The sequence below is a fragment of the Streptomyces sp. NPDC029041 genome (assembly GCF_040637515.1).
Lineage (GTDB): Bacteria > Actinomycetota > Actinomycetes > Streptomycetales > Streptomycetaceae > Streptomyces.
The window spans coordinates 375304-400641 of the sequence record NZ_JBEZWO010000007.1 but is presented as its reverse complement, the minus strand read 5'-3'; the positions used below and the strand labels follow the sequence as shown (position 1 = coordinate 400641).

General features: G+C 68.7%; 21 protein-coding genes and 1 pseudogene. 14 read left to right on the top strand and 8 right to left on the bottom strand.

Annotation, left to right across the window (positions count from 1 at the left end; all coding sequences use genetic code 11):
• Position 1 precedes the first annotated feature (1 nt).
• Together AB0F04_RS20460 and AB0F04_RS20455 are read right to left on the bottom strand one after the other, a co-directional pair.
• Positions 2-1387, bottom strand: coding sequence for an extracellular solute-binding protein (locus AB0F04_RS20460; protein ID WP_362043370.1), 1386 nt, complete (start codon positions 1385-1387; stop codon positions 2-4).
• Between the two features lie 290 nt (positions 1388-1677).
• A complete protein-coding gene (locus AB0F04_RS20455; protein WP_362043369.1) occupies positions 1678-2787 on the bottom strand; it encodes a LacI family DNA-binding transcriptional regulator in 1110 nt (369 codons plus the stop codon).
• A gap of 227 nt (positions 2788-3014) precedes the next feature.
• Between AB0F04_RS20455 and AB0F04_RS20450 the strand changes: the two are divergent.
• The 7 genes and pseudogenes from AB0F04_RS20450 to AB0F04_RS20420 form a co-directional block, all read left to right on the top strand.
• Positions 3015-3250, top strand: a pseudogene (locus AB0F04_RS20450) (hypothetical protein); the annotation flags it as partial.
• A 405-nt stretch (positions 3251-3655) separates the two neighbouring features.
• Entirely contained in the window at positions 3656-5350 is a 1695-nt protein-coding gene (locus tag AB0F04_RS20445) for an ATP-binding cassette domain-containing protein (protein ID WP_362043533.1), read from the top strand.
• 722 nt (positions 5351-6072) lie between these two features.
• Complete coding sequence (locus tag AB0F04_RS20440; RefSeq protein ID WP_362043368.1) at positions 6073-6900, top strand: WD40 repeat domain-containing protein; 828 nt, start codon at positions 6073-6075, stop codon at positions 6898-6900.
• A 306-nt stretch (positions 6901-7206) separates the two neighbouring features.
• Complete coding sequence (locus tag AB0F04_RS20435; RefSeq protein ID WP_362043367.1) at positions 7207-7875, top strand: zinc ribbon domain-containing protein; 669 nt, start codon at positions 7207-7209, stop codon at positions 7873-7875.
• Between the two features lie 503 nt (positions 7876-8378).
• Entirely contained in the window at positions 8379-8777 is a 399-nt protein-coding gene (locus AB0F04_RS20430; RefSeq protein WP_362043366.1) for a hypothetical protein, read from the top strand.
• Positions 8778-8928: 151 nt separating this feature from the next.
• On the top strand, positions 8929-9483 hold the full coding sequence (locus tag AB0F04_RS20425) for a DUF4282 domain-containing protein (protein WP_362043365.1): 555 nt from the start codon (positions 8929-8931) through the stop codon (positions 9481-9483).
• Positions 9484-9495: 12 nt separating this feature from the next.
• On the top strand, positions 9496-10125 hold the full coding sequence (locus tag AB0F04_RS20420; RefSeq protein WP_362043364.1) for an NPCBM/NEW2 domain-containing protein: 630 nt from the start codon (positions 9496-9498) through the stop codon (positions 10123-10125).
• 187 nt (positions 10126-10312) lie between these two features.
• On the opposite strand, the gene AB0F04_RS20415 is transcribed toward AB0F04_RS20420, so the two are convergent.
• The 4 genes from AB0F04_RS20415 to AB0F04_RS20400 are packed head-to-tail and all read right to left on the bottom strand — an operon-like array spanning position 10313 to position 14323.
• Positions 10313-10843: a DUF6262 family protein gene (locus AB0F04_RS20415; RefSeq protein WP_362043363.1), complete on the bottom strand. Its 531-nt coding sequence runs from the start codon at positions 10841-10843 to the stop codon at positions 10313-10315.
• Positions 10840-11898 carry a hypothetical protein gene (locus AB0F04_RS20410; protein WP_362043362.1) on the bottom strand — a complete coding sequence of 353 codons (1059 nt, stop codon included), beginning with the start codon at positions 11896-11898 and terminating at the stop codon, positions 10840-10842. The genes AB0F04_RS20415 and AB0F04_RS20410 overlap by 4 nt, the downstream gene beginning before the upstream one ends.
• Positions 11898-13322 carry a hypothetical protein gene (locus AB0F04_RS20405; protein ID WP_362043361.1) on the bottom strand — a complete coding sequence of 475 codons (1425 nt, stop codon included), beginning with the start codon at positions 13320-13322 and terminating at the stop codon, positions 11898-11900. The genes AB0F04_RS20410 and AB0F04_RS20405 overlap by 1 nt, the downstream gene beginning before the upstream one ends.
• Entirely contained in the window at positions 13319-14323 is a 1005-nt protein-coding gene (locus AB0F04_RS20400) for a tyrosine-type recombinase/integrase (RefSeq protein ID WP_362043360.1), read from the bottom strand. Before AB0F04_RS20400 ends, AB0F04_RS20405 begins: the two co-directional genes overlap by 4 nt.
• Positions 14324-14795: 472 nt before the next feature.
• Here AB0F04_RS20400 and AB0F04_RS20395 point away from each other — a divergent pair, with 472 nt between their 5' ends.
• Positions 14796-15482 (top strand): acetoacetate decarboxylase family protein, encoded by a 687-nt coding sequence (locus AB0F04_RS20395; RefSeq protein WP_362043359.1) that lies wholly within the window; start codon positions 14796-14798, stop codon positions 15480-15482.
• A 44-nt stretch (positions 15483-15526) separates the two neighbouring features.
• On the opposite strand, the gene AB0F04_RS20390 is transcribed toward AB0F04_RS20395, so the two are convergent.
• Together AB0F04_RS20390 and AB0F04_RS20385 are read right to left on the bottom strand one after the other, a co-directional pair.
• Complete coding sequence (locus AB0F04_RS20390; protein ID WP_362043358.1) at positions 15527-15715, bottom strand: YbdD/YjiX family protein; 189 nt, start codon at positions 15713-15715, stop codon at positions 15527-15529.
• Positions 15712-17913: a carbon starvation CstA family protein gene (locus AB0F04_RS20385; protein WP_362043357.1), complete on the bottom strand. Its 2202-nt coding sequence runs from the start codon at positions 17911-17913 to the stop codon at positions 15712-15714. Before AB0F04_RS20385 ends, AB0F04_RS20390 begins: the two co-directional genes overlap by 4 nt.
• A 226-nt stretch (positions 17914-18139) precedes the next feature.
• Between AB0F04_RS20385 and AB0F04_RS20380 the strand changes: the two genes are divergently transcribed.
• From AB0F04_RS20380 to AB0F04_RS20355, 6 genes are all read left to right on the top strand, one after another.
• Entirely contained in the window at positions 18140-19681 is a 1542-nt protein-coding gene (locus AB0F04_RS20380; RefSeq protein WP_362043356.1) for a sodium:solute symporter, read from the top strand.
• 14 nt (positions 19682-19695) lie between these two features.
• Entirely contained in the window at positions 19696-20244 is a 549-nt protein-coding gene (locus tag AB0F04_RS20375; RefSeq protein ID WP_362043532.1) for a sigma-70 family RNA polymerase sigma factor, read from the top strand.
• The gene (locus AB0F04_RS20370; protein WP_362043355.1) at positions 20241-20525 is read left to right on the top strand and encodes a hypothetical protein; all 285 of its coding nucleotides are present in this window, start codon (positions 20241-20243) and stop codon (positions 20523-20525) included. Before AB0F04_RS20375 ends, AB0F04_RS20370 begins: the two co-directional genes overlap by 4 nt.
• Before the next feature lie 73 nt (positions 20526-20598).
• A complete protein-coding gene (locus AB0F04_RS20365) occupies positions 20599-21258 on the top strand; it encodes a 1,4-alpha-glucan branching protein (RefSeq protein ID WP_362043354.1) in 660 nt (219 codons plus the stop codon).
• 39 nt (positions 21259-21297) lie between these two features.
• Positions 21298-22371: an ABC transporter substrate-binding protein gene (locus AB0F04_RS20360; protein ID WP_362043353.1), complete on the top strand. Its 1074-nt coding sequence runs from the start codon at positions 21298-21300 to the stop codon at positions 22369-22371.
• Positions 22372-22623: 252 nt separating this feature from the next.
• Positions 22624-25263, top strand: a complete 2640-nt coding sequence (locus tag AB0F04_RS20355) for a SpoIIE family protein phosphatase (RefSeq protein ID WP_362043531.1) — start codon at positions 22624-22626, stop codon at positions 25261-25263.
• Positions 25264-25338: the final 75 nt, after the last annotated feature.

Here is a 25338-nt window from a genome sequence, read left to right as displayed (position 1 = left end):
GTCACGTTCCCTTGACGGTGAAGCCCTGCTTCTTGGCGTACGTGGTCAGGCGCGTCTGCCACGCGCCGAGCGCGGCACCCGTGTCGCTCTTGCCGGCCAGGGACGTGCCGACGGTCTCGATCCAGTCGGTCGCCGCCTGGTCGTAGAAGGGCGGCCACTGGAAGGCGGGGTCGACCGTGTCGCCGATGGACGCGAAGAGCTCGTTGACCTTCTGACCGCCGTAGAAGGGGGCGGCGTCACCGGTGAAGGAGGGGTCGGTGAGCAGCGACTTGGTGGCCGGGAAGAAGGACTGCTCCGTGGCGAAGAGCTTCGCGCTGGCGGGGTCGCTGTTGAGGAACTGGGCGAACTGCGCGGCGGCGATGGCGTTCTTGGTCGACCGCAGGACGGCCGTGGTCGAGCCGCCCCAGTTGCCGGAGGCCGGCTTGGCCGCGTCCCACTGGGGCAGCGGGGCCGCACGCCACTTGCCGGCGGTGGACTTGGCCGAACCCGACAGGAACGCCGGCCCCCAGGCCGCGGTGAGCCAGGTGGCGTACTTGCCCTTGTTGAAGCCCGCGTACCAGCCGTCGGTGAAGTCGGGGTCGGTGCTGATGACGCCTTCCTTGGCGAGCCCGCCCCAGTACGTGCCGAGCTTCTTGGAGACCGCGTCGTCGACGCTGATGGACAGGTCGCTCTTGCCGGAGACGCCGTACGGGCTCGCGCCCGCCTGCCACAACAGGCCGTGCCAGGCGGCGGGTTCGTTGGCCGAGAGGTTGGTCAGGTAGACGTCCGGGTCGGCCTTGTGCAGCTTGCGGGCCGCGGCGGCGAAGTCGTCCCAGGTCTTGGGGACCTGGATGCCGTGCCGGTCGAAGACGTCCTTGCGGTACAGCATCCCCATCGGGCCGGTGTCCTGGGGTATCGCCCAGACCTCCCCCTTCGGTCCGCTGACCTGCCCCCAGGTCCAGTCGACGAACTTCCCCTTGAGGGCCGAGGCGCCGTGCGGGCCCAGGTCCAGCAGGCTGTCCGTGATCGTGAACGTCGGGATCGCCTGGTACTCGATCTGTGCCAGGTCCGGGGCCCCGCTGCCGGCCTTGAGCGCGGTGCGCAGCTTCGTGTAGTGCTTGATCCCCTGGCCGGCGTTGACCACGTTGACCTTGATGGCGGGGTACCTCTTCTCGAAGAGGGCGACCTCGCGCTGGATGTTCGGGACCCAGGTCCAGAACGTCAGCTGGGTCGGCTTGCGCATCGCCTTGTCGATCTCGGACCGGCTGACCGGCTTGGCCGCGGCGGACGAGCCGCCCGAGTCGCCACCGCCGCAGGCGGACAGGGCCGCGCCGAGCGTCACCGCGCCGGTGGCGGTGAGGAAGAACCGGCGGCTCGGTGCGGACGAAGGGATGGGGGTTCTGGACATGCTGGACTCCCGCCGAGGCGATGGAAGAGGGAAGGCAGAGGCCGGCAGCGGCATGCCCGGGCAAGCGTGGTGCACGAAGGGTGGGGAGCGGTGACCGCGGGCGTCGAGGTGACCGAGCCGGAGAACGGGTACTGCGCCATGGGCGGTCTCTGGTGGGCCGGGTGGGCGACCGCCTGTGGTGGGGCTTGTACGGCTGGCGGGTGCGGGACCAGGACGTGTTGTCGGATGTCCGGTCACGTCTGGTGCCCTCGCACCCCCGCGGGTGGCCAGAACGGGGCGTGGCGTCCCGGTCAGGCGGCCGAAGGGGCGTGCGCCTCTCCGGCCGGGGGCGGCACGGTATGTCGTACCGGAGCCGGGCCCGTCCGGGCCGGTGGCGGCGCGGTGGAGGAACGGACGACTAGCTCGACGGGGTGCCCCTGCGCCGTCGGCAGCTCCGCCTCCGGGTTCTCGATGGCGTGGACGAGCAGCCGCAGCCCTTCACCGGCCACCGCGTCGAACGGCTGGCGCACCGTCGTCAGCGGCGGACGGACGTAGGCGGCCAGCGGGATGTCGTCGAAGCCGACCACGCTGACGTCCTGGGGCACCCGCAACCCGGCCTCGGTGAGGGCGCCGATCAGGCCGACGGCCATGTCGTCATTGGCGGCGAACACCGCCGTGAGGTCGCTGCGGGCGGCCAGTTCACGTCCTGCCGCGTACCCGGACGCGGCGGACCAGTCCCCCTGCGCGACCGGGGGCTGCTCCCGGCCATGGGCCGCGAGCGCCTGCCGCCAGCCCGCCAGCCGGTCCCGGGCGGCGAACCACCGCTCGGGACCCGCGAGGTGATGGACCGTCGGATGTCCCAGGTCCAGCAGGTGTTCGGTGGCGGCCCTGGCCAGCGCCTCGGAGTCGACCCCCGCGGCGATGGTCCGCTCCCCCGTGCGGCCGCCGGCCGGCGCCCCGAGGACGAGCACCGGAACCTCCGACGGGAGGGGATCGGCGTCGTCGTCGATGGGCTCCGACACGACGATGCCGTCCACTCCCCGTTCCAGGAGCGACTGCACGGCGCCGCTGACGCCCCCCTGGTCGCCTTCGAGGGTGTTGACCACGCTCAACGCGTACCCGGCGTCCCGCGCCGCCCGCTCCACACCGAGGAGCAGCGAGGCGGGACCGTACAGGGCGGTTCCCAGCGCCACCACGCCGATGGTCCGGGACCGCCCCGAGGCGAGGGCCCGCGCCGCGGTGTTCAGCCGGTAGCCGAGACGGTCGGCCGCCTCCAGGACGCGGCGGCGCACGTCCACCGAGACGTACCGCTCGCCGTTGAGGACCCGGGACACCGTCTTCTGGGAGACACCCGCGGCCCTGGCCACGTCGACGCCTCGCGGCGCGGCGGGACCGCCGTCCCGCCCCCTTGCTCGCGTCATGGCGTCTCCCGGTGTGCGGTGGATCGGATCGTGTCGACGGCCTGGGTCGCCCGCCGCATCGCCGGGTGACTGCGCTGTCATGACTGCGCAGACATATCTACGCAGTCGAGCGCGCCGCGTCAAGACTTCGCGCGAAGTCGGCTTCTCGCACGGCCCGGCCGCGAGGACTTGGCCTGCTGGTCCGGACCGGACGGCCAGGTGTCGGGCGGCGCCCGGAGCGGCACGGCGGGGCGTCGATGCTGTACGTGCTCGCGGCGGTGCCGACGTGGAAGCCGGGCGGCGGCACGCCCCGGCCGATCTGGTACGCCTCGGGTTTTCGGCGCTCGCCTCGCTCCAGGTCGTGCTCGGCATCGCGCACGTCCCGTCGCTCCGTCTCCCCATGGGCGTGCTGATGTTCGGCCTGAGCGTGCCGGCGCTCGCCCCGGCGGCGAGATCCGCCACGAGGTCCGCCGGAGCGAAGTAGACCCGGGCCGCTACAGCGCCGCCGGTGGCGCCTTCTGCACAGCCCCGCTGTCTCCCGCTCGTCCGGCTCCGAAAACCCATACGTCTCATGCGTTTCGAGCCTCCGCGATTCGGCCAACTCCGGGCGGCCGGGAGCGGCCCCAGCAAAGAGCCGCTCGGGCCGATCCCTTGTGCGGCCCGGGTCTCAGCGCGTCCGGAATCGAGCGCGTTCGAATCAGGAATCGCGTCGTTAGGCCGTGCACCGCCGAGCCGTCCGGGCTCGGCACGGACCCCAGGAGGGCCTCAGGTGACGGTGCCCCATGCCTCGACCGCTGACGAGAACACTCCGCCCCCTCCCCCGCCGGCGACCATCACGTTCGGCGGGACGTACGGCAAGAACCCGCTGGCCGAGGCCGGTTTCGGAGCGATGTGCCGCCGTCTGCCGTCCGTCCTCGGACACACCGCGCGGATGGCGTGGGCCGTCGACCGGACCGGCGTCCTGCTGCTCCTCGCGTGCCAGCTCCTCACCGGCATCGCGGCGGCGGTCGTCCTGGCGTTCACCGCGCAGGCCATGACGCACATCCTCGGCAGCGGCACCGTTCCCGAACGCCTGCACGGCGCGCTGCCCGCCCTGATCGTGGTGACGGCGGCCGCGGCCGTCGGCCGGGTCAGCAGCGCCCTGTCCTCCTACGCCGACGGCCGGATCACTCCACTGCTGACGACCGAGGCCGACATCGCCCTGGTCACCGCCGTGTGCCGGGTGGAGAGCGCTGCCTACGGCGAGGACGGCTTCGCCGACCGGCAGGAAGCCGCCGAAGTCGGGGTCACCCGTACCCGCATGATGGTCCAGGACGCCCAGCGGTTCGTATCGGCGCTGATCCGCATGATGGCCGCGAGCGGAGTCATCACGGCGCTGCACCCGCTGATGCTGCCCCTGCTGCTCCTGGCCGTCCTCCCGGCCGGCGCCGGGGCCGTCCTGTCCGCCCGCGTCGACTACGAGACCCACTACCTCAATGTCGGCGACCGCAACGTGCGCTCCATGATGCGCTGGTGGGCCACGTACTCCCGGTTCGGCGACGAGGTCCGCGCCAACGGCATGACCGGGTATCTCGTCTACTGGTACCGGGCCCTGTCCGACCGCATCGACCAGCGCACCCTCACCGCCGCCCCGCGCCTGCTGCGCATCGTGCTGACCACCAGCGCCCTGGGCGGAGTGTTCCTGCTGTGCACGTGGGCCACCCTCGCCTGGCTGGCCGCCGACGGCCGGGTCGCCCTGCCCGTCGCCGCCACGGCCGTCGTCGCCGTGCAGACCACCCTCGCCGCGCTCGGCCAGTTCGTCATCCACGGCGCCGCGATGTTCCACACTTCGCTCTACCTGGCCGACATGCGGGCCTTCCTGGACATGGCCGCCGATCGCGCCCCGCGACGCGGCGAGCTGACCGTCCCGGAGCGCGTCGACGAGATTCGTCTCGACGAGGTCGTATACCGCTACCCGGGCAAGGAGGAACCGGCCGTGGCGGGGGTGTCGCTCACGTTGCGCCGGGGCGAGATCCTGGCGATCGTCGGCGAGAACGGCTCGGGCAAGTCCACCCTCGCCAAGCTCGTCACAGGCATCCTCCTCGCCGACAAGGGACGCGTGCTGTGGGACGGCGTCGACCTGGCGCACGCCGATCCCGACGCCGTGTGGAAACGGACCGCTCTCGTACCGCAGAACTTCGCCTGCTGGCCGCTGCGCGCCCGCGAGAACATCACCCTGGGGCAGCCGAAAAGCTTCGACGACGGTCCCGTGTGGGAGGTCGTCGACGCCGTCGGCATGCGCGAGGCCGTCGAGAAGTTGCCCCGGAAACTCGACACGCTGCTCGCCAAGGAGCTGTGGGGCGGTGCCGAACTCTCCGGTGGACAGTGGCAGCGGCTGGTGTGCGGACGGGCCCTGTACCGCCGGACGCCGCTGCTGATCCTGGACGAGCCGACGTCCCAGATGGACGCGCGCGGCGAACACGCCATCTTCCTGGAGATCAAGAGAATCGCCGCCGAACGCATGACGATCGTCGTCACCCACCAACTGGCGAACACCAATTCTCTGGGGATTTTGAGCTGTTGCCGTGGCCGTTTCTCACATTGATGCAGCTCAACAGCAGTGCTGCGAAGCCTACCCATCACAACAGGTGTGGCGCCATCACCGGTACGAGTCATGAGGGGTGACGGCCGATGGGATGACTGCAGGGGGTGAGCACCAGTGCAGTGAGAGCTGCAGGGTGGCTGCAGATGGCAAGGACAGCCCCCAGGGCTTCGGCGTAGTCGCGTGATAGTGAGGCCGGGGAGTGCGAGTGGGTGGGCCTCGATCTGCCAGTGCGACCGAATCATGTTCGCGAGCTGAGCGGGTATGGCCTGCTCGGCGCTCAGGCTGGTGACCGCGGCCGCGTCCAGCAGGTCACCCGTTCGCACTCCATGGGTTCGCTCACCGAGCAGACAATCGCCTTGGTGGTCTCCGACAGACCCGCCGCCGTCCTGCAGCCCTCGGCCACCGCTTGGCACCTCTGTGCGTACGCGATGCATGCCCGGAGTGGGCGGTCAGGTCCGGTAATGATCGACATGCTGATCCGTTAGGTCATTGTTAGCTTGATCGTCATGAGTGATGCGGGCGTTGATTCGAGCGGACGGTCTCAGCTTCCTTCGTATGCGGCGCCTCGGGGACTGCCCCGCCGCACCATCGTTTTTGGCGGGCTTGCCGCCTTCGTTGCAGCATGCGACGGAAATTCTCCCTCGACCACGGCTTCTCCCTCTCCGCGTCCAACTCCACGCCTGTGGGCCAAATTCAGCAGTAGCAATGGGCTCGATTACGACGTGGCATTCAGTCCCGACGGCAAGACGCTCGCTAGCGGTGGCAATACGGAACAAGTCGATCTGTGGGACGTGGATAGCAAGAGAAAAATCGTCACGTCATCCCTGGAGAGAGGAACGTTCAGCGCGGTGGAGTCGCTGACGTATTCCCCTGACGGCGCAATCCTGGCCAGCGGAAATTACGATGGCTCGATTATGTTGCTTGATTCGGCTACCCAAAACGCCACCGCTACTTTCACCGACCACACTGGTTCCGTGTGGACTGTGGCATTCAGCCCAAACGGTTCCTTGCTTGCCAGTGGAGGCAAAGACGCCACGATCCGCTTGTGGGATGTGGCTAGCGCGGAAAACACCGTCACCCTTACTGCCGAGGGTCCTGTGAGCGTGGTGGCCTTTAACCCAAGGGACTCTTCGCTAGCCAGCATGTCGACCGGGATAATTCAATTCTGGGATATCGCCTCCCGCTCGGTGTCTGCGACTCTCCGAGGCCCATCGGGCTCTATGGCCTTCAAGCCAGACGGCTCGACACTCGCGACCGGCTTCGGCGATTCGGTCCGCCTGTGGGACCTGGAGAGTCATAAGGTTATCGCAACACTGAAGGGTCACAGAAAGGACGTGAATGCGCTGGCATTTAGTCCCAATGGAGCCTTGCTTGCCTCTGGGGGCGGGGACGACAACACTGTGCGCCTCTGGGACGTACCAAATCGAAGCAGCATTGCCACTCTCAGCCTTTCAGGTTGGGTCGCATCCGTGACATTCAGCCCCGACGGAGCTTTCCTTGCCGCGGCCAGTCAGTCCAACGATGGTATTCGTCTCTGGCGGGTGAGTTGACCCCAGGATTGAACGGCAGCAGCAACTGGACGACCAGTTCCCACAGTCCGTCGGGGACCCAGGGCCGGTACGCTTCTACGAATCATCCTCGACAGCCGCCTCTCGGCATGTCAGTTAACCCGCACCCCGGTTGCACCGTTCGATTGGGGGTCAATCAGTTCGAGATGCAAGAAAATCGCAGCGACTGACAGCATGATCTTATAAGGGCCAGGGGGAGTCCTAGTTCATGTTGGTCACTCTTCTGGCGGAGCCTCACTGCCCGGCTGTCTCCAGTTCGATGAAGGCTGAGATAGAAGGATTGAGTACATGTCAGATATGGCAACATGCCAAAATTGCGGCGCACCGATCGAGCGAGCGGATAAATTCTGTCCGGAGTGCGGACGCGAAACATCACAACAGCGAGACGCCATCTCCGGGACATCAGCCAAAGCATCAACCCCACCGAAAGAGAGATCACGACTGATCCAGGCATTTCCCTGGATATTTGGAATCGTCCAGATAGCTTTCGTGGCGTGGCTCCTCCTCGCTAAGAACTATGCCGACAAATCCTGCCCCTACGGGGAGGACTGTGCTCGCATCAGTTCAGGATCCCTGTTCGTAATCGCCGCCCTGTGGGTCATTACAGACGCAATCCTGGTTGCAGTCTACGTGAATCGAAAGAAGGCGTGGGCGGGTGCTGCAGCGTCCGCTCATCCCGGCTGGATTGTCAACAGCTATTTCTCCGCGGTAAAAGCGCACGATCACGCCCGTGCATGGCAACTCGGCGGGAAGAATCTGGTGGGAGGCTCTTATGATTCCTATACTGACGCACTTTCGAAAGTATCGAATCTGACCGTTACCATCTATTCTGTTGACGGGGGTGAAGTCACGCTGCGATATGATGCGAGGCTAGCCGATGGAACGCATCAAGAATTCGCTGGAACTTACATAGTTCGAGATGGGGCTATCGTTACGGCCAGACCTGCCGCCGAGTAGCGAAATGACAGCCTGACGGCGTAAGCCGAGCCCGTTGCCAGCAGGTGCGGAAGTGGCGTTGGTGACGCAGCATGGAAACGAGGGGAGATCGTTGATCAGGCCAGGGACTGCTGATCATGAATCAGTCGCGACTCCACTGCCCGAACGGGCACACACTTCCGCTTGGGAAGATGCCATCGAGGTTCTGTGCCACCTGCGGCGCGCCGATGGTCGTTACCTGCTCCCAAGGTCATGAAGTCAAACCTGCCCCGTACTGCAGCGTGTGTGGCACGCCGTTGTCCCCCACTGGCCTATCTGCCACCGACGAAGGGCAAGCCCAACAAGCTCCGCCTGAGGATGGGCCGCCCGTCGCGACACCTCCGACGAGCCGACCCAACAGGCGCCTGCTGATCATTGCAGCGGCTGTTCTCCTCACCTTGCTCATAGGCGGCGGGGCGTACTTCGGCATCACCCAGTGGACCGGCTCGGACACTGGACCGCCGACGAGTACGGTGCCGGCGTCCGTGTCTCCCTCGCCGACCACGAGCGAGACGGCCCTGCCGCGGCCCACTGATCAACCTCCCAGCTTCTCGCCGACGCCCAGCAGCCCCACCACACAGTCATCGCCCGCCGAAGAAAGCCCAGAGCGCGCGGTTCTGGCCTACTTTGACGCCATCAACGCCGGTGACTACGAGCGTGCTTGGGAACTCGGAGGCAAGAACCTCCAAGAGGGGTCCTATTCGTCCTTCGTGCAGGGCTTCGAAGACACAGCCCACGACTCGGTGACGATCATTTCTGTAGTGGGCGACACCGTGGAGGTCGAGCTCGACGCCACGCAGACCGACGGAACACACCGATACTTCGCCGGCACATACACCGTGCACAACGGTGTCATCGTCGCGGCCGATATCCACAGTCAATGATCAAGAATTCGAGTTGCCCATCCCTCAGAGCCGAGTCATGCTCTTCTTTAGGCGCGATCTTCTCTTAAGCCGCACCGGGCACTACGCAGCGACTCCAACCGAAAGCCGCACAGAGACCCTTGACTCAGGCGGCTGACAGGAGCGAAAGACAATGCCTGAAGCAGCCCGCTGCCCCAACTGTGGTGCTTCAACAGCACCGACCGACGCCTTCTGCTCAGAATGCGGTCACCGGCTCGCACAATCCATAGGTGATGAGACGGTTAGCCACGGAACACCGTCAGGGCGTTCCTCGGCCGGACCGCCTTCGTACGGCTCGCCACCTCCCTTCGGCCCCACACCACCCCCGCCCGGCGAACCACCATCGCGCGGTAAGGGATTCTTCGCCGACTTGTTTGATTTCGGCTTCACCGACTTCATCACACCCAAAGTTGTTAAGTTCGTCTACGTGGTAGTGACGATAATCATTGCCCTTGCTTGGATCTTCTACATTATTCTGGGATTCAGTATTTCTCCGGGGGCCGGGCTACTGGTGCTTATCTTCGGCCCTATCGTCGCGCTGCTGTGGCTCCTGGTGTGCCGGATTACTCTCGAACTCACAATGGTGATCTTTCGGATAGGGGCTGACCTGCACGCTGTCAGGGAGCGGAAAGACCTGGAGCAGAAGGTGCCCCGCCCCGACTCTTCCCACGGATCCGGCAACAGGTGAGGAGTGTGCTCCATGAGCGGCCTATCCAAGCCAAGGAACATATCTCCCAAGCGGCTCCATATGGCAGCCGTGGGCTTCACAACAGTTGCCCTTCTGGCGGGCACCGCTGCCTGTGGAGGGAATGAATCCGGAACTTCCCAGCCCACGCGGACCATCACCAAAACGCCCCCTACCGTGACGGCGACGGCGAGCGAGCCGTCCGCACCGAGCGCGTCCGCGCCTACAGGCCCGGCATCACAAACTCAGTATCTGAGCGATCTCGACCCACTGAAATCCACCCAAGGGGTGGACACGAGTACGGTCGAGATCAATGGGGAAGGCTTCGCCCGAGCCGTGACAATGATTGTCAGCGCTGCAGGCCCTGTCAATAGTGTCGAATATAACCTGGGTAGACACTGGGATAGATTTTCCGCTACCGTCGGGCTGCGCGATGATTCACCGACCGGTGGGAAACTGACCTTCGAGGTGTCCGTCGACGGCAAGCAGGAATTTAGTGAGGCGATTCCACTCGGAAAGTCAAAAAAGATCGGTCTGGACGTGAGTGACGCGCTACGGATGAAGTTGACCGTAACCTATTCCGGCCAAGATAGTGCCGGAAATGGTTACTTCGGATCCTGGGGTAATGCGCGCCTCCACTCCTAATTCATACACCTTTGGAGCGACGAGTGACTCAGGAGATTGTGACATGTTTGCAAACTGGAGCACTCGCCAAAAGGGCATCGCAGTAACTGTGGCGCTCGCGGTGGCGGCAGCATTTGCTGCTCTCGTCCTACTGAACACCGGAAGCAGCAGCGATGGCGAGGCGGAGCGGCGAGAAAAGGCAGTGTTGTCAACTCTGCGCGGGTGAAGGCGAGTTGATTGCGCGTGTCAGCTCCCGGTTGGCGGCCCGGGCGGCTTCGAGTTCTTCTGTCCTTTCTTCAAGTTCTCCTCGCTTCTGGGCCAGTTCCTGCTCCAACAGGACGATGCGCCTCTGGAGTTGATCGATATCCGGTGGGGCACCGAGTCCGGACTCGCTCCACGCCTGCTCGCCGAACTGCTTGGAAAGCCGCTTCTCCAACTGGCGGACTCGCGAGGCGAGACGGGTGTTCCGCTCCAGCGCATTGGCCAGATCCGCCTGTAGGAAAGCTTGACTGACGGCAGCCAGTCGGCCGTCCTGGAGGGGTGTGCTGGCAGCGGCGTGAACGCGTTCGAGCAAGTCACGGTGACGGTAGAGGAAGCTGCGGTCGACTCGGGCCGTGCGGGCGAGGCCCGAGACGGTGATGTCGCCGCCGGTCCGCAGGGCCGCATCCAGCGCCTGGATTACGCGATCGCGGCGCCGTGCGGAGTCGGCTTGCTTGCCTTCGATCATGCTGGACGTCATGCGGTCCTCTCGGGGCGGATGTCGGGCAGGGGCTGCCTCACCTTTGGCATGCCGAGCGAGACGACGTCCGCCCGCGTTCTGCGGACGACGGTGACGGCCTGCTGGATCTGGACCCGGTCCTCGTCGGTGAGGTCGTCCAGTTCATCGCGAACCCGTCTGACCAGGCGGCGCACTCGGGTGATCTCGTCGTCCGAGGGCATGGCCTCGCCCTTGGCCCAGTCGTCGGCGTCGGTGAACGCGGCCAACCGCTCGCGGTTGCGCAGGAGATCCGCCAGATAGGCTTCCAGGTCGGGCAGGTAGGACACGTCGGTACGGAAGTGGCTGCAGCCGACGCAGCGGAACCGGACCGGGCAGTCATGGCCGCCGGCGGCGACGTTCGAAGGTTCGGTGCAGGTGCCGTAGGGAACCTGGGTCTCGCCGATCGCCCGGCGGGCGTGCTCGGAGTCAAGGACGGCCTTGACCTGCCGCCAGACTCGTTTGCCGTGCCGGTCGAACTGCATCGCTGTGACACGCTCGACAGCTTCTCGTTGGCGCTTCTCGCTGACCCTGTAGTAACGCTGTGTAGTGTCGAGTTGGCGATGGTCCATCAAGACCCTCAGGGCGTCGACGGGGATCCCAGCATCTGCGTGACGCTGTGCATAGGTGTGGCGGTAGGCGTAGGGGAAGATCTTCCCCTTGTCGAAGGGCAGCATCTTCGTGACGCGCTCGCCAGCGACCTCGACGACGGTGGGGACGAGAAACTCCGGCAGGGAGACGACCCACGCTCGGTGGCGGACGCCGAGCCAGCTGGCGGTCAGGGGCTTCGTGCCGTGAGGGTTCGCGACAGGTGTCGGCAGCAGTGCGAGGTCTTTGGCCGCGGTGTCGGGGAATCGGGCCCGGACTCGCTGCTGCTGCTCGATGATGAGGGCTGCGGCGGCCTTGGCGATCGGCAACCGTCGGCCGTTTCTGAGCGCCTTGCGGTTGTCGTAAACGAGGACGGGCTCGCCGTCGCCGTCCCGTTCGAGGCAGTCGAGGGGCAGTTTGCAGATCTCGTCGGGACGGCGGCCGGTGTCCATCAGCAGCTCGACGGCAGTGCGGGCCTGCAGGCCCGCACTGCGCCCAAGGCGTCGATCTGGTCGCAGAGTTGGCGCATCACCTCTGGCGGGAGATCGCGGCCGGCCGCGGTGTCCTCGGGGTCGTCCGGGATGTCCTCGGGCCGGAGCGTGAACTGCTCGGGCAGGCCGTGCAGGGGCTGGTCAGGCTGGGTCAGCCCGAGGCTTCGCATGCGTTGGAGGCTGCGCCGCAAGTGCCGGACATCGGTGACGTGGCGGGCGGCGGCGACCTCTCCTTGCTGCACCAGGTAGCGCATCCGGTTGAGGAAGGCCACGATGTCGTCGCGGCCCAGAAGCCGCGGGTCGATGCCCTTGTCCGGCCGGCTCAGCCGCAGGCTTTCGGAGAGCCTGACGATGCAGTTGATCTGCGTCTGCATCGCCCCGCGTGGGTTGGTGCCCCGGTGCCGGGGAGCGTCGTCGACCGCCCAGTCCTGCGTGGCTCTGAGCAGCCACGGCTGACTGATCTTCTCGAAGTGGAGGTAGCCGGTCATTCCGAACGCGGCGCCGTTCCAGGTGTCCTTGTGGCGCTCGGTCTCCGGCGACATGGTCCGGCGAAGAACGTGTTTGAGGAACCCCTTCGCCAGCGCGGCGTTCATCTTGCTCAGGCCGGAGACGTCGAGCTCGGCCAGAGAACCGATCTGCCGGGCTCGGACGAGATCGCAGAAGGGCCGGACGTGGTGGTCCTTGTGCCTGATGCCGGCAGCGATGCGTTCCTGGAGCCCGTAGAGGATCTCGACCACGACCCGGTCGGTCAGGCCGAGCAGACTCACCACGCCAGCCTGGGCGATGGCCGGGGTCGTCAGCCGCCAGGTCTCCTCATCGAAGGTGCTGCCCTTGTGCACGTCCAGCAGACGGCGCTGGTAGTGGGCCATGCAGTACCGGCGACTGTGCCCGTCGCGGGATCGGGGACACGCAGCGACCTCACAGGGGCCGAAGCCGGGCAGAGACTTGACGGACGGGTGGCGGATGAACTCTTCCACCGACAGGCCGAGCGACTTCCTCTGGCCCAGGTGGGCACTGCACAACTCGGCGCGTGATGTCTTTGACGGGCGCCCGCACTCCGAGACCCGGCAGTTGCTGACGCCGATCGAGCGCCAGTGCCGTTTGACGGTGGACACGAACTCCTCGAGGCCCTGCCCACTGGCCTTCAGACGCTTCGCGCAGCCCACGCAGAGCCCATGGTCCTTCGTGTGGAAGACGACCTTGTCGCAGCCCGTCACCAGACACTCCGGGCCGCCGAGCAGAGGATGATCACGAGGGAAGACCAATTGGCGACCCTCCCCATCCCAGCTCATGAGCTGCTGGAACTCCGTGGTCACTGCCCCCATGAGAGCACCGGTGACATCGTCCAGCTCTACTGGCAGGTTCTCGACCAGAGCGATCGTCATCGATCGCCCTCCTTGCCGTTCACACGCGGAAGAGGCACCCGCTCAACGGCCTCGCGAAGACGCGATGGTTTGGGATGCAGGTAGGGTCGCGGCGATTCCGCGCTCTTCTGTCCGAGCAGTGCCTGGACCTCGTCCAGTTTGCCGCCAGCATCGGCGACATTGCTGGCCATCGCATGCCGACACATCCGGGGGCCGATCTTCCGGCCCAGCCCGGCCCGCCGGGACAACGACTCACACAGATCGCCGATCGCGTCGGTCGTCATCGGCGCCCCGTAGGGCGGCCGGAAAAGGTTGACCAGTAGGAAGTCGCTGCCTCCGGCGCCCAGGCGCTCGTGGCGTTCCAGCGCGTACTGGTCGAATGCCTGGACCACGAGGAAGTCGACCGGCATGGCCCAGGACTTCTTCGACTTCGACCAGGCGCGGTTCTCGTTCTCACGCCGGATGACGTGGACGTGGGCGCCCTCGACGCCGCAACCCAGCGAGCGGGAGTCCATCAGCAGATGCGGATCGCAGCGGCGCAGACCGGCGACCTGCCCCGGGCGCAGTCCGACCCGCGACAACAGCAGAAGGATCAGCCGGTCGCGGGCGGAGCGGCATTGCAGGAACATCGCGACGATCTCATCGTCGCTGGCCCGGTCGATGGCGCTCTCGGGCTCCTGGAGCCCGTGGCGGGCCCGCATCCGGTACCGCATGGCGCCGCTTTCACCGCGAGCCTCATGAGGCAGGTCGCGATCGTCGCCGAGCTCGTAGATCTGCTCCAACACCCAGGTCGGCGCAACCTTGTTCACCACGGCATGTACCAGGAACATCCGGACGGCAGTCAGCACCGTGTTGATCCGACGCTCGCCCCGGACCGGCTTCGCACCCGGCCCGGGCACCACCACACGCCGCTGACCACCGTTCCCCGGGGTCCACTTCAGCCAGAGCATGAACAGCCCCATATCCCGGGCTGCCGTGCGCCACTCCCGCCCGGTGGTCGCGCACCACACCAGGAACAGCACGACGGCCTCGGCGTACGCCTTCGTCGTCGTCTCCGCCCGCCCTCTGGCCAGCCTCAGCCCCGTAGGAACCGATCGGTTTCCTCCACCACCTCCAACTCGTCGTCCACCACGGTCCAGTACCGGATGCCTGACGGCAGCTGTACAGGGAATGCACGCACTGATGTACCTCTACTCCACGAGTCGACCGCAACGATCCACCGCAGAGCCACACCCCCTGAGAACCGTCGCAAACTCCCCAACGAAGGGACGCCGCACGACGACACGCCACAGCTTGGGAACCCCCAGAGAACACCCGCCTGGCCGACCGTGTCCTCGTCATGGACCAGGGCCGGGTCGTCGAGCAGGGAACGTACGAGGAACTCGTCCACGCCGGCGGCCTGTTCGCCGAACTCGTCGCGCTGGCCGAAGACCGCTGAGCCCGGCCGGGGCGGGCCGGTGGCGACGCGTCGCAGGCCCGCCCCCGCCATGTCGAGTGGAACAATCGGCCGTACGAGTCCGAATCGAGGAAGTCGGTCATCACGCCGTGGAACGACCAGCCCTCCCCTTTCCTCCTTCGCCGTGGCACCTCACCGGTGACATGATCGTCTCCCTGTGGCGCGTCCCCGTCGACGAGCTGCCGCAATGGCCTCTGCCGTCGGGGGTTCGCCCGTTGACCGTGCGGCGGCGCGCCACCCTGGTCGGCTTCTGGGTCGACTACCGGCCCGGTGGCGTGCTCACCTACCGCGAGTTCCTCATCGCCCTGGTGGTGCGCCAGGGACGCGGCCCCACCGCCACGACCGTGGCCGCCTGGGTCGACGACGAACAGTCCCTCGCCGGGGGACGGGCCCTGTGGGGCATCCCGAAGGAGCGGGCCGCGATCACGCTCCGCCTGAACGGCCGGAGCGCCCGGGGCGAGCTGACCTGCCCCGGGTCTCCGGCTCTCCGCCTCACGTACCGCGACGTGCTGCGGCTGCCCTGCAGGCTGCCCGCCCGCGCCCACCTGGTGCAGCAACTGTCCGACGGTACCCAGTGCCGCGTCCCCATGCGCATCAGCGGGCGGCCGGCCCTCGGCCGCGGCCGTGTCACGACCGGGCCCGACGATGCCCTGTCCGTCCTCGGCCGGCGTCGGCCGCTCCTGTCCCTCGCGCTGCGCGACTTCCGCAGCGTCGTGGGCAGCTGAGCCGCGCGGGTCCTGACCCGGTTCTCCGTCGCGGCTCTTGCCGTTCAGCAGCAGCGGCTGTGGCTGCGGGCCTCTTGATGCCGGAGGCGCAGCACCTGGTACTCGCGGCGGGTCGGGACCGGGGCGAGCGGGTGGTGGCGCCGGTGCCGCTCGCAGTGGCGGTCGTACTCGGCCTCGCCGGTCAGCTCGCGCAGATACCAGCGCACGGCCCGAGCCCAGTGCCGGATGCTCACGAGCGGACTCCGACACCGGATTCGGCTCCGTCTGCCGGTCCCGCTCCCGCTCCCGCTCCCGCCAGGGGATCGACCGGGCTGCCCGCCGCGTCGATGCGGGACTCGACGTACGGCGCCTCGGTGGTCGGCAGCGGCGTCGCGGACCGCATCGCGCGTACGCAGACCACCGCCGCGTTGCCGATCACCACGGCGACCAGGAGCAGGAAGAGGGCGATGAGGACGCCGTCGACGGTGGAGTTGGTGATCACGGTGCGCATGTCGGCCGTCGACTTGGCGGGGGCGAGGATCTGGCCGGCGTCCAGGGCGTCGGCGTAGTGGGCCCGCTGGGCGAAGAAGCCGATCTTCGGGTCGGCGGAGAAGATCTTCTGCCAGCCGGCGGTGAAGGTGATCGCGGTGACCCAGGCCAGGGGGACGCCGGTGACCCAGGCCCAGCGCAGCCGCCCGGACTTGATCAGGACGGTGGTGCAGACGGCGAGGGCGATGGCGGCGAGCAGCTGGTTGGCGATGCCGAAGAGCGGGAAGAGCTGGTTGATCCCGCCGAGCGGGTCGGTGGCGCCGGTGTGGAGGAAGTAGCCCCAGGCGGCGACGACCAGGCCGCTGCACAGCCAGATACCGGGCTTCCAGTTGACCCGGCCGATGGGCTTCCAGACGTTGCCGAGCATGTCCTGGAGCATGAAGCGGCCGACCCGGGTTCCGGCGTCCACGGTGGTCAGGATGAACAGCGCCTCGAACATGATCGCGAAGTGGTACCAGAAGGCCTTCATGGCGGACCCGCCGAAGACTCCGGAGAAGATCTCCGACATGCCGACCGCGAGGGTCGGTGCCCCGCCGGAGCGGGCGATCAGGGTCTGTTCCTCGACGGCCTTCGCCGCCTGGGTGAGCTGGTCGGGGGTGATGGTGAAGCCGAGGCCCGCCACCGCGTGGGAGGCGGATTCGGCCGTCGCGCCGAGCAGGCCCGCCGGTGCGTTCATCGCGTAGTACAGACCCGGCTCCAGGGTCGCCGCGGCGATCAGCGCCATGATCGCCACGAACGACTCCATCAGCATCGCGCCGTAGCCGATCAGCCGCACCTGCGACTCCTTCTGGATCAGCTTGGGGGTCGTTCCGGAGGAGACCAGGGCGTGGAAGCCGGACAGCGCTCCGCAGGCGATCGTGATGAAGAGGAAGGGGAAGAGCGAGCCCGCGAAGACCGGCCCGGCGCCCGAGGCCGCGAAGTCGCTCACCGCGTCCGCCCTGAGCACCGGCGCCGCCACGACCACTCCGACCGCGAGCAGCGCGATCGTGCCGATCTTCATGAAGGTGGAGAGGTAGTCGCGCGGGGCCAGCAGCATCCACACCGGCAGCACGGAGGCGACGAAGCCGTAGCCGATCAGACAGTAGACGAGGGTGGTGGGGCTGAGGGTGAAGGTGCCGGCCAGGGAGGAGTTCTGCACCCAGCTGCCGCCGACGATGGCGAGGAGGAGCAGGGCGACACCGATGAGGCTGGTCTCGACGACCCTGCCAGGGCGGACGCGGTGCATCCAGAAGCCCATGAAGAGGGCGATGGGGATGGTCATCGCGACCGAGAACGTGCCCCACGGCGAGTGGGCCAGCGCGTTCACGACCACCAGGGCGAGCACACCCAGCAGGATGATCATGATCACGAAGACGGCGACCAGAGCGGCGACTCCGCCCGCACGCCCGATCTCCTCGCGGGCCATCTGCCCGAGCGACTTGCCGTCCCGGCGCATCGACAGGAACAGCACCACCATGTCCTGCACCGCCCCGGCGAAGATCACCCCGGCGACGATCCACAGGGTGCCCGGCAGATAGCCCATCTGCGCCGCGAGGACCGGTCCCACCAGCGGCCCAGCGCCGGCGATCGCGGCGAAGTGGTGGCCGAGCAGCACCCGGCGGTCGGTCGGCTGGAAGTCGACACCGTCCTCCAGGCGTTCGGCGGGCGTGGCCCGGCGGTCGTCCGGCCGGAGCACCCGGCGGGCGACGAACCGCGCGTAGAAGCGGTAGGCGATGGCATACGAGCCGAGCGCGGCGACCACGAGCCAGACCGCGGAGATCTTCTCGCCGCGGGCCAGCGCGAGGACACCCCAGGCGACGGCCCCGAGCAGGGCCACGACGGTCCACACCAGGACGGATCGAGGTGATATACGCGACTTTTCGGGCGTCGGCAGGCCGGTTTCGGGCAGGGTGGACGCAGGCATGGCGGCTCCTCACCAGGGTGATGCGAGGCACCTCGTGACACGAGGTGCTGGGGGATCGGCGAAACGGCGGCTCTCCCGCTCGCTGTCGGTCTGTGCAAGAGTTGCCCACCCCCCGGAACCGGTTGACAGCGAATGTCCAGAGGATTTCCCGCCGGTTCCGTGTCCTCCGATCGGGGCCGTGGCGCAACTCCCCGGTGAGGATCAGGCACACCAAGGACGGTGACCCATGGCCGACGGCACCATGACCGCGACGTTCCTCGCCGTGATCGGCGGAGCGTCGCTGCTCGCCGTCACCGCGCGGCGCCTGCATCCCAGCGACCGGCTGCCGTCCCTGGAGGGCTGGGCGCTGGCCGACCGCAGTCTGGGCCCGGTGTGGACCTGGTTCCTGCTGGGCGGCACGATCTTCACCGCGTACACCTTCACCGCCGTACCGGGGCTGGCGTACGGCAACGGCGCGGCGGCCTACTTCGCCGTGCCGTACACGGTGATCGTCTGCCCCCTCGCCTTCGTGCTGCTCAGCCGGCTGTGGACCGTGGCCCGCGCCCACGGCTACGTCACCGTCGCCGACTTCGTGCGCGGGCGGTACGGGTCACCGCCCCTCGCGCTGGTCGTCGCGCTGACCGGGATCCTCGCGACCATGCCGTACCTCGCGCTCCAGCTGCTCGGCATACGGGCCGTGCTGACGGCCGGCGGGGTGTATCCGCGCGGTGCGGCCGGGGACCTGGTGATGGTGGCGCTGTTCGCGGGTCTCGCCGTGGCCACCTACCGGCACGGGCTGCGCGCGCCCACGGTCATCTCCGCGCTCAAGGCGGTGGCCGTGTTCGTGTCGCTGACCGCGGTCACCTGGCTGGTCCTTGAGCGGCTCGGCGGGCCGGGCGCCGTCTTCGACGGAGCGGCCCGGCGGCTCGGCGGCCAGGCGCTGGTCCTGACCCCGGCCCAGCAGCCCGCCTACGCCACCCTCGCGCTCGGCTCCGCGCTCGCCCTGATGATGTACCCGCACGTGCTGACGGCGGGCTTCGCCGCCGACGGGCCGCGCACCCTGCGCAAGGTCTCGGTGGCGCTGCCCGCCTGGACGGGCCTGCTCGCGCTCTTCGGCGTGCTCGGTTTCGCGGCGCTCGCGGCCGGGGTGCGGGCACCGGAGGGCGGCGCCGAGGCGGCCGTGCCGATGCTCGTCGACCGGCTCATGCCGGGACCACTGGCCGGGCTGGTCTTCGGCGCCATCACCGTCGGGGCACTCGTCCCGGCGGCGGTGATGTCGATCGCGGCGGCCACCAGTTTCGTACGCAACGTGTACGTCGCATACGTGCACCCCACGGCCACCCCCAAACGGCAGGTGCGCATCGCCAAGGCCGTGTCGCTCATCGCGAAGGCCGGGGCGGTCGCGTTCGTCATCGGACTGCGCGACCAGGACGCGATCAACCTCCAGCTGCTCGGCGGAGTCTGGATCCTGCAGATCTTCCCCGCCGTCGCCGTCGGCCTGTACACCGCGCGACTGCATCCGCGGGCGCTGCTCGCCGGGTGGGGCGCGGGCATGGTGACCGGGACCTTCCTGGTCGTGCGCGGAGGCTTCTCCTCCATCGTGGGCCTCGGTGCCGGGCCGCTGGAGATCTACGCCGGCCTTGCCGCGCTCGTGCTCAACCTGATCGTCGCGGAGGCCGGCACCGCCGTACTCGAACGTCTCGGCGTCCCGCGGGGCGCCGATCTGACCGACCTGCCGTCCCGCCTGAGCACCGGGCGGCGTCCGGAGACGGGAGCAAGCCAGCAGTGAGACACAGACATCCGATACCGGTGCCGGAACCCGGCGTCGAGACGCTGGCGCCCGCGCCGGCCGACCCTGCGGAGCTGGAACGCGAGGCGGGACTCGCCGGGCTCTTCGAGCTGCACTACGCCTCGATGCTGCGCCTGGCCGTGCTGCTGGGCGCGGACGACCCGGAGAACGTGGTGGCCGAGGCGTATTACCAGATCTACCGGAAGTGGCGGCGCCTGAGGGACATCGAGGCGGCGGAGGCGTATCTGCGATCCACGGTGTGCAATCTGACCCGGATGCGCATCCGGCACCTCCAGGTCGCCCGCAAGCACGCGGAGAGCCCGCCCGAGGAGACCGTCGTCTCCGCCGAGAGCGCGGCGCTGCTCCGCGACGACCAGCGCGTGCTGATCGACGCGCTGCAGCACCTGCCGGCCCGGCAGCGCGAGGCGCTCGTGCTGCGGCACTGGCTCGGGCTGAAGGAGGGCGAGATCGCGGCCGCGATGGGCATCTCCCCGGGTTCGGTCAAGACGCACACCGCACGCGGCCTCGCCGCACTGACCCAGGCGATGGAGGCCCGGCGATGAACCACACCGAACCGGACCGCACGGAGCAGGAGCTCGCCGAGGCCCTGGCCGCTCTGGCCGGCGGGGTGCGGGCCGCGCCCGACGCCTATCGCACGGCACGCGGCGCATGGCTGCGTCGCGAACGCCGTCGCCGGCTCGTCCTCGCCGTGCTCATCACCGTCGTCTTCGCGCTGGCCACATTGATCGGTCTGTGGGTGCTGAACGAGGCGCCGTCCTCCGCGGGGGTGATCTTCTCGGGCCTTCCGGGCACTCGGAGCGGCGCATCCTGGACCGGTTGGTAGGCAACAGCCCCGCCACAGCCGGGCGGTGCGACAGTGTGATCACCCGTGTGACTCGTCGGAAGGGAATTTCGGCATGGCCGTCATCCATCACACCACCCTCGAGCCGAGCAAGCTGGAACTGCTGACGTCCTGGCTGCCGTCCCGTCCGTGGTACCGCGGCGGCCCGGGCGAACCGCAGCTGGCGAAGGCGGGCGGCTTCCGGCTCGACGATCCGCGCGGGGCGGTGGGGATCGAGTTCATGGTCGTCACCGACGCCTCCGGTCCCCGGCCGGTCGCCTACCTGGTGCCCCTCACCTATCGCGGTGCCCCGCTCGAAGGGGCGGAGCACGCACTGGTCGGCACGATGGAGCACGGCGTGCTGGGGCGGCGCTGGGCCTACGACGGCTGCCACGACGCGGTGGCGGTGGCCCAGTTGGCGGCCCTGATCGAGGGGCGCGTGCGGGCCCAGGACCAGAACATCAGCGACGCTCCCGCGCGGGAGGTCGTCGTCTCGTGCGCCGGTGAAGGCTCCCTCCCGCCGGGCCTCACGGTCACCGACGACCAGGACGGCACCGCACTGACCACGCCGCACGGTGCGACCCTCCGTGTACATCGGGCCCTGCGGCCTTCCCCGGACGGGCCGGCCCTCCCTCCGCAGGGTGCGATCGGCCAGGTCGCCGGCTCGTGGGAGGTGCCCGACGGCACCCGCGCCCAGGGACCGTTCGCCGTGCTGTACGGCGCCGGTCCGGCGTAACGTCAGACGGTGTGGGGGCAGCCGGTGGGAGGCGTCGACATGGACCGCAGAGCCTTCCTGGCCGGAGTCGGAGGGGTCACCGCCGGCGTGGCCACCGCACCGCTCACCGCGTGCGACACCCGCACCGGGCGGCGCGCCGGCGAGGGCGGCAGACTGCTCGTCGTCCGCAACTTCGGCGGTTCCTACGGCGAGGCCAACCGTGAGGCCGTGTACGACCCGTTCACCAAGGAGACCGGCATCCGGGTCCGGGTGGTGAACTTCGGGCACGACCAGATGCTCGCGCAGATCAGGGAAGGACGTCCGCAGTTCGACGTCATGGACATCGACATGTCCAACCTGGTGCTGTTCGAGCACGAGGGCGCCTCCGAGCCGCTGGACTACGGCCGGCTGAAGAACACCAGGAACGCCGGTATCGCCCAGTCGCTGCTCACCCCCAACGGCGTGGGCAAGAGCTACTGGGCCAGCGTCCTCGCCTACCGCACCGACGCCTTCGACGGGAGAAGGCCCGAGTCGTGGGCGGACTTCTGGAGCCTCACAGCCTTCCCGGGCCGCCGCGCACTGCAGGGCGAGGTCGACTGGCCCGAGCTCGAGTTCGCCCTGCTCGCCGACGGTGTTCCGCTCGACGGGCTCTACCCCCTCGACGTGGATCGCGCCTTCAAGGTCCTCGACGAGATCAGGGGCTCGGTGCGGACGTTCTGGGAGTACGGCGCGGAGCCCGGCGACCTGCTCTCGCGCGGCAGCGTCATGGCTTCCAGCACGTGGGCCGGCAGGCTCCAGCATCTGATCGACGACGGGGTTCCGCTCGCGTACGAGTGGAACGGTGCCCGTCGGCAGAGCAACGGCTACGGAATCCCCAAGGGCTCCGCGAACCCGGACGCCGCCTACCGGCTGATCGATTTCGCGCTGCGGCCCGAGGTCCAGGCCCACATGGCCCGGCTCTACCCCGACGGCCCCGTGGTGCCCGCAGCCTACGGGTACCTCACCGAGTCCACCGCGGTGCATCTGGCGAGCACTCCCGGCCATTTGCTGTCGGGCTTCGATCTGGACATCGAGTGGTGGCTCGAGAACGGTGAGGCCGTGACCAGGCGCTGGCAGGAGTGGGCTCGCACCTGACCGACTGAATGCAGCCATATGGCTGAATATGAACGTGCATGGTAAAGAGTCGGTATGTCCCGGCACCCCGGTCGATTCTCGGCCTTCCGCTCCTCCCCGCGCAGCGGGGGGCGTCCCCGGTCGGCCTCACGGCGGCCGGGGCGGCACGACGCGCGGCAGGAGTCCGGCGCCCGGTCTCCGGGAGCGCGATGGCGGACTCTGCCGAGGGTGCGCAGCGTCGCGGGCCAGGTGTTCCTGCTGCAATCGGTGATCATGGTGCTGTTCGCCGCCGCCGCGGGAGGAGCCCTCGTCGTGCAGGCGCGGGAGTCGAGCACGCAGGAGGCGCGTCAGCTCTCGAAGGGCGTCGCACAGTCGTTCGCGCGGGCCCCGGGAACCCTGGCCGCCATGAAGTCCGGCGACCCCACCGAGCTGCTCCAGCCGCGCGCGGAGGACGCCCGGAAGAACACCGGCGTCGACTACGTGGTGACCTTCGACCCCCAGGGTTTCCGCTGGACCCACCCCGACCCGAAGCTGATCGGCAAGCACATCTACGCCGTGCGCGAGGGCGCCGCCGCCGACCGGCCGTTCACCAAGACCTTCGAGGGCAGTCTCGGCCTGGCCGTGGACACGACGGTTCCGGTCTACGACACCAACGGGATCACCATCGCCGGCTTCGTGTCGGTCGGGGTCACCGTGGCCAGCGTGGACGACGTCGTGCAGGACCAGCTGCCGCAGCTGCTGGGGTTCGCCGGCGGCGCGCTCGCCGTCGCCGCGGGCGGCACGGCACTGGTCTCCCGGCGGCTGCGACGCCAGACCCGCGGACTGGATCCGTCGGAGATGACGCGGATGTACGAGCATCACGACGCGGTGCTGCACGCGGTGCGGGAGGGCGTACTGATCACCGGGGGCGACGGGCGGCTGCTGCTCGCGAACGACGAGGCGCGGCGGCTGCTCGATCTGCCCGCGGACGCCGAGGAGCGCCGGGTCGCGGAGCTGGGCCTGGAGGCGGGCACCGCGGCGCTGCTGGGCACGGGCCGGCAGGTCACGGACGTGGTGCACCGGGCCGGCGACCGGCTGCTGGCGGTCAGCGTACGGCCGGTCGACCCCGACGACCCCCCTGCGGGAAGCGTGGCCACCTTGCGGGACACGACGGAGCTGCGCGCGCTGGCGGGCCGGGCGGAGGTGGCGCGGGAGCGGCTGGGACTGCTGTACGAGGCGGGTGTACGGATCGGCACCACGCTGGACGTGGTGCGCACCGCGGAGGAGCTGGCCGAGGTGGCGGTCCCCCGGTTCGCCGACGCCGCGACGGTCGATCTGCTGGATCCGCTCCTGCGGGGTGCGGTGTCGGCCGGCCCGGGTCAGGAGATGCGCCGGGTGGCGGTGCACGGCGTCGACGGGGCCCGGTCCCTCTGTCCGGTGGGTGAGCAGATCCGTTGTGTGCCCACATCGCCCGTGGCCGTCGGCGCCGAGCGCGGCCGTGCGGTGCTGGACGTCGACCTGACGGGGCCCGGAGGCTGGATGAACGCCCAGGATCCCGAGCGGGCCCGGCGGCTGCTGGCCCTCGGTTTCCACTCCCTGATCACGGTGCCGCTCCAGGCCCGCGGCGTGGTGCTGGGCATGGCGAGCTTCTGGCGCTCCGACGGTGGTCCCTTCGACGGGGACGATCTGGCGACCGCCGAGGAACTGGCCGCCCGGGCCGCGGTCGCCGTCGACAACGCCCGCCGCTACACCCGCGAGCACACCATGGCCGAGACGCTGCAGCGCAGACTGCTGCCGAGCTCCCTGCCCGAGCACTCGGCCGTGGAGGTCGCCCACCGTTATCTGCCCGCCCTGGAGGGCGTGGGCGGCGACTGGTTCGACGTGATTCCCCTGCCCGGTGCGCGGGTCGCCCTGGTGGTCGGCGACGTCGTGGGGCACGGCCTGCACGCCGCGGCCACGATGGGCCGGCTGCGCACGGCGGTGCACAACTTCTCCGCCCTGGACCTGCCCCCGGACGAGCTGCTCGGGCACCTGGACGAGCTGGTCGCGCAGATCGACGGCGACGAGAACGTGGAGCGGGACAGCGAGAGCGTCTCGGGCGCGACGTGTCTCTACGCCATCTACGACCCCGCCTCCGGGAGGTGCTCCCTGTCCCGGTCCGGGCATGTCGAGCCGGCCCTGGTGCATCCCGACGGCACCGTGGAGTTCCTGCGGGTGTCCGGTTCACCGCCGCTCGGTCTGGGCGGCGGCGAACCGTTCGAGACCACGGACGTCGTCCTCCCCGAGGGCTCCCGGCTGGTCCTCTTCACGGACGGCCTGGTCGAGGACAGGGAGCGGGGCATCGACACCGGCCTCCAGGCCCTCGGCCATGCCCTGGCCCGCCCGGGCCGGACCTCGGAGGAGACCTGCAGGGACGTGCTCGACGCGCTGCTGCCCGCCCGGTCGAGCGACGACATCGCCCTGCTCGTCGCCCGCACCCGGCTGCTGGACCGTTCCCAGGTGGCCGAATGGGACGTGCCGGGCGATCCGTCGGCCGTCGCGGCCCTCCGGGCGGAGGTCACCGGGCGGCTGCGGACCTGGGGACTGCGGGAGATGGCCTTCACGACCGAGCTGATCGTCAGCGAACTGGTCACCAACGCCATCCGTTACGGCATCGAACCGATCAGGCTCCGGGTGCTGCACGACCACGACAGTCTGATCTGCGAGGTCGCCGACGGCAGCAGCACCTCGCCCCACCTGCGCCGGGCCGCGATCACCGACGAGGGCGGGCGGGGGCTGTTCCTCGTCGCCCGGTTCGCCCGGCGATGGGGCACCCGCTACCTGGCCCGCGGCAAGGTGATCTGGACCGAGCAGTCCACCCGTGACCCCGCGGGCGAGCCCGAGGAGTTGCCGGCCGACGCCCTGCTGGACCAGTGGGAGGACGCGGCCTGGTGAGTCGTCTGTCCCAGGTCGATGCCGCCCACCTCGCGGATCGTCTCCCCGCCGTCCCGGCGGCCGGACCAGCCGGCG

Excerpts from the sequence above, each read along its gene's own strand:
- AB0F04_RS20460 (WP_362043370.1), bottom strand. The coding sequence starts at position 1,387 with ATGTCCAGAACCCCCATCCCTTCGTCCGCACCGAGCCGCCGGTTCTTC.
- AB0F04_RS20455 (WP_362043369.1), bottom strand. The coding sequence starts at position 2,787 with ATGACGCGAGCAAGGGGGCGGGACGGCGGTCCCGCCGCGCCGCGAGGC.
- AB0F04_RS20445 (WP_362043533.1), top strand. The coding sequence starts at position 3,656 with ATGTGCCGCCGTCTGCCGTCCGTCCTCGGACACACCGCGCGGATGGCG.
- AB0F04_RS20435 (WP_362043367.1), top strand. The coding sequence starts at position 7,207 with ATGTCAGATATGGCAACATGCCAAAATTGCGGCGCACCGATCGAGCGA.
- AB0F04_RS20425 (WP_362043365.1), top strand. The coding sequence starts at position 8,929 with ATGCCTGAAGCAGCCCGCTGCCCCAACTGTGGTGCTTCAACAGCACCG.
- AB0F04_RS20420 (WP_362043364.1), top strand. The coding sequence starts at position 9,496 with ATGAGCGGCCTATCCAAGCCAAGGAACATATCTCCCAAGCGGCTCCAT.
- AB0F04_RS20415 (WP_362043363.1), bottom strand. The coding sequence starts at position 10,843 with ATGACGTCCAGCATGATCGAAGGCAAGCAAGCCGACTCCGCACGGCGC.
- AB0F04_RS20410 (WP_362043362.1), bottom strand. The coding sequence starts at position 11,898 with ATGGACACCGGCCGCCGTCCCGACGAGATCTGCAAACTGCCCCTCGAC.
- AB0F04_RS20405 (WP_362043361.1), bottom strand. The coding sequence starts at position 13,322 with ATGACGATCGCTCTGGTCGAGAACCTGCCAGTAGAGCTGGACGATGTC.
- AB0F04_RS20385 (WP_362043357.1), bottom strand. The coding sequence starts at position 17,913 with ATGCCTGCGTCCACCCTGCCCGAAACCGGCCTGCCGACGCCCGAAAAG.
- AB0F04_RS20380 (WP_362043356.1), top strand. The coding sequence starts at position 18,140 with ATGGCCGACGGCACCATGACCGCGACGTTCCTCGCCGTGATCGGCGGA.
- AB0F04_RS20370 (WP_362043355.1), top strand. The coding sequence starts at position 20,241 with ATGAACCACACCGAACCGGACCGCACGGAGCAGGAGCTCGCCGAGGCC.
- AB0F04_RS20365 (WP_362043354.1), top strand. The coding sequence starts at position 20,599 with ATGGCCGTCATCCATCACACCACCCTCGAGCCGAGCAAGCTGGAACTG.
- AB0F04_RS20360 (WP_362043353.1), top strand. The coding sequence starts at position 21,298 with ATGGACCGCAGAGCCTTCCTGGCCGGAGTCGGAGGGGTCACCGCCGGC.
- AB0F04_RS20355 (WP_362043531.1), top strand. The coding sequence starts at position 22,624 with ATGGTGCTGTTCGCCGCCGCCGCGGGAGGAGCCCTCGTCGTGCAGGCG.